We start from the raw sequence: 3,066 nt of genomic DNA on the forward strand, positions 1-3,066 counted from the left end.
ACTTATTGGTCACGCTCAATGAAGTGGCAAGGCAACTAATAAATAGCTGCCCTCGGAAAACACTAAACTACGAAGGAAATGGTCACTGTTTTTCCGGCAACAACAGGGTCACCTGTACACGGAATCCATCGGTCGGCGTATCCGTCGGATTGGTTACATATTTGGTATAGCCAATCTCGAATTGCACTGGTTTGCCGGCAATCTTTGCCAGCTGTGCAACCGTCAGATTGACTGGTGAGGTCCAACCTTCGGTTGCCCCGTCATGCGCGTTATAGGTCGACTCAGTATTAATGCCGAAAGTGGTGTAGGTTTTGGTGGTGTACAGCAGAAACGGCTGCACAAAAGTGCTATCGACATAGTCGCGATTGGATTGGCCGGCGAAAGAGTTCAACTTGTTTGCCAGGATGCCGTAAGTCCAGCCGTCCTGCTGCTTGAGCACCACGGCAGTCGGGCCAGCACTCCACTTGCCGCTACCCAGTTCCTGTTTATTGGCGGTGGGTGCATTAATCGCCGCACCCACCCCCCAAACCCAGCCATCAGCCTCCGCAACCGGAGAGTAAAAAAAACTCTGTAAGACATCGCCGATGCCCGACTGACCATTCACACCAGGCGCTGGGCTGTCGAAGTTGATGATCGGCAGGATGGTCCGCGAAATTAAATTGGTCTTTGCATCCAGGTGAATCGGGATTACCGGTTGAATATTGGTGACATTTACATCTGCATTATTCGGCCCCAATCCTCTCAAGCGATTGTACTGAACTGGCATGCTGACCAAGTCGGCGATCGGGTTACTGAGTTTTTTCGCCAGTTCGGCTTGTGACTGTTCCTGTGCAAGCGTGCCGGAGGCTTGCAGCAGGAGTGCGCAAGCTGCAATGGTGCTGACTGAACCACCCATCGTGAAATTTGCTTGATTCATTATTGCGCTCCCAAAACCTGGTATGGCATTCCTCACTTGGCCGTCCCGGCTTCCTCCAACCCTAGAACGATCACCTTGGCGGTGGTGATCTGCGTCGGCCAGGCCGGGGAAGTGAAGCCAGTGGCTACCGCGACTTTCTGCTTGCTGTCGGCGGTATAGGTAATAACGCCGCCGCCGATTCCACCACCGATTTTCTCACCCCAGAGCTTCTCGCCAGTCGTGGCATTGAGCGCGTAGAAATTGCCACCGACATCGCCGAAGAAAACGACGCCGCCCGCCGTCGGCGTCATGCCGCTGACGACCGGATAGTTCAGCTTCGCCCGCCAGGCCCACTGGCCGGTATCGGCATCGATGGCATAGACCCAACCGTGCCAGTCTTTATCGCCCTCCAGGGGGCTGCCGAACATGTAGAACGGGTTCATCGTCGCCATACCCGACCAGGGTTGCCCCATCGGCGCCGTCTCAAGTTCCTGCGTGTCCTGCATCGTCACCGCAAAGCACCAATCAACCTCGCCGACCAGAATCAGATTGGTCGCAGGAACATAAGCCGGGCTATTCCATTCCGCACCACCTACCGAGCCGGGACAGAATCGCACCGACTCCCCTACGACAAAGGGGGCCTCGACATTCACGACCTGTGTCGCCGGGACTTTGTAAAGACGCTCACCAGTAGCCCGGTCGATGCCATAGACGTGTCCGTCCTTCGGGGCGACCACTAGTAAGTCCTTGCCACCTCGAGTGTTTGCGAAGATCGGCGGGTTCGACACATCCCAGTCGTGCCAGTCCTCGCCCGAGATCTCGTAGTGATTTCGGTAATCACCGGTTTTGGCGTCGAGGACGACAACCGAGCCTGAATAGAGATTTTCGCCCTCCCGCGGCCCGATCGCAAAGTCCGGCGCCGGATTGCCACCGGGGACATAGAGCGAACCCGTCGCGGGGTCGAGCGTGGTCGACGTCCAAGTAGCGCCGCCGCTGATCGGAATGCGGGGGCCGCTCTTCCAGGTCGCTTTAGTCAGCGGCGACTTGCCTAGCGGACCGCGGATCAGGTCGCCCTCCTCATAGGGCACGAGGTATGACTCCCAGACGATTTTTCCAGTCGTGGCGTCCAGTCCGTACATGCGCCCCTTCACCCCCTTGTTGTCGCCGCCTGCCTGGCCGACGTAGACCATCCCGTCCCAGACGATCGGGGCGGCAGGTACAGTTTCACCAACGCTCGGATTGGCGATCGTCGTCTGCCACTGCTGCTTGCCGGTCTTGAAGTCGTAGGCCAGTACCCGTCCGTCCTGGGTGCCACGAAAGAGCATACCGTTCCAGTAAGCGGCGCCACGGTTGACCCCCAAAAGACTCGGCGGATATTCCTCGTGAGTGCGCCAGTTCTGCGCACAGGTCACCGGATCGAGCGAGAAAATATCGAACTCAGTGGTGCCGATCAGCGCCCCCTCCACCATGATCAGGCCAGTTTCGAAGGAGGTGTAATCTCCAACGTCATAGGTGCAGAGAGTCTTTAGCTGCTTGGCGTTCCCGATGGTGATCTGGGTCAACGGTGAATATCTGTCTGATGTCAGGGTCCGGTTATAGCTCGGCCAGTCCGAGTGCACCGCCGGCGTCTGCGGTGTTCCGGTCGGATGCACCGCCTCAGCCGATGTACTGCGCGGATAGGCCTGGTTCGTCTCCGTCGCCAGCGTGCCTTCCGGCGCGCCAAGGGTCCGGAAGAAGTTGACTACCATTCCACCATATTTGGCTACTTGCGCCGGATACTTCTTGTAGATGATGTTCCCCGTAACAGCGCCACCCAAGACCAATACGACCAATACAACGACGATCACAATAAATCTTCGCACATGGACTTCCTCTTTTCAGGCCAGGGGAACCGATTGGGTGGCGTCTACGCTGTATTCTTCCACGGAGGAATTCAACATGACCCTTGCGTTGCTATGACGCCCAGTTCCCCCTTCGCCAATGCCAACTACAGGCCAGTAGCTAAACGCGCTCACTTGGGAAACAACAGTGTTTACAAGGCAAGTGGYAGTAGGACTCTCCCCCGTCTTGTAGGAGGAATAACGTACTCGGCGAAGCTCACTGCTGAACCTTAGAACACTTGTAAAACTTGCCTGACACCGTTCATCTGATTTACTTAACCGCAGTAACTC

General features: G+C 56.7%; 2 protein-coding genes. Both read right to left on the bottom strand.

Going from position 1 to position 3,066, the window contains the following annotated elements; all coding sequences use genetic code 11:
- Nucleotides 1-82: 82 nt before the first annotated feature.
- Entirely contained in the window at nt 83-916 is an 834-nt protein-coding gene (locus AC1DRJ_RS22825) for a transporter (RefSeq protein ID WP_477804142.1), read from the bottom strand.
- 32 nt (nt 917-948) lie between these two features.
- Nucleotides 949-2,757 carry an outer membrane protein assembly factor BamB family protein gene (locus tag AC1DRJ_RS22830; protein WP_477804143.1) on the bottom strand — a complete coding sequence of 603 codons (1,809 nt, stop codon included), beginning with the start codon at nt 2,755-2,757 and terminating at the stop codon, nt 949-951.
- Between the last annotated feature and the right edge of the window lie 309 nt (nt 2,758-3,066).

Source organism: Pseudomonas sp. P5_B2 (assembly GCF_056400445.1).

Excerpts from the sequence above, each read along its gene's own strand:
- AC1DRJ_RS22825 (WP_477804142.1), bottom strand. The coding sequence starts at position 916 with ATGAATCAAGCAAATTTCACGATGGGTGGTTCAGTCAGCACCATTGCA.